The 627-nt window shown below is 64.4% G+C and carries 1 protein-coding gene; it reads left to right on the plus strand.

All coding sequences use genetic code 11. The annotated features are described in order from the left end of the window. On the plus strand, window positions 1–627 hold a 627-nt coding region (locus VV867_RS31050), incomplete at both ends, for a PAAR domain-containing protein (RefSeq protein WP_328568452.1).

Below are 627 nucleotides of genomic sequence, written 5' to 3' on the forward strand. Positions count from 1 at the left end.
GGGGACAAGACCAGCTGTGGTGGTGTGGTGCTGGAAGCCGATACGCGCGTCATGATGTTCGGCGTTGCCCGTGCGCGTGAGGGCGATCGTGTTTCCTGTGGCGAGGACGGCAAGACCTACCGGATACTCGGAGGGATTCCACATATCCGCAGCCACGGCAAACTCGTGGCGGGCTCTCTGGACAGCATCAGTGGCTGCCCCTGCAAGGCCAGGCTGATCCCATCGTTGTTCAGCGCTACCTACCGATCGGCCCAGGGTGACCTCCGGGCCGCGACAGCCGCACCGCCATCCCCCGTTGTCGCGATGCCGCTAGCCGCAGCTTCATTGAAGCCCCCAAAACCGCTCGTCAACAGCTTTCAGGAAGAGGAGGAAGAAGAGGAAGAGCTGGAGGAGGCCGGCATCGTGCTGCGCCTGGGCCTGTTCTTCGACGGCACCGGCAACAACGAGGCCAACAGCGCGGCCGCTGCCGGCTGCTTCGCCGCCGATGTGGGGCTGGCTGCGGAAGTCGCCGAGGACATTCGCCAGTATTGCGCGGCCCTGGGGTATGACGGCCAGGGCGGGGCGCCGGACAACAGTTATGGCAATGACCTCAGTAATGTCGCGCGTCTCTATGGCCTCTATCCGGAC

It is taken from the genome of Pseudomonas sp. JH-2, from assembly GCF_036231725.1.
Lineage (GTDB): Bacteria > Pseudomonadota > Gammaproteobacteria > Pseudomonadales > Pseudomonadaceae > Pseudomonas > Pseudomonas delhiensis.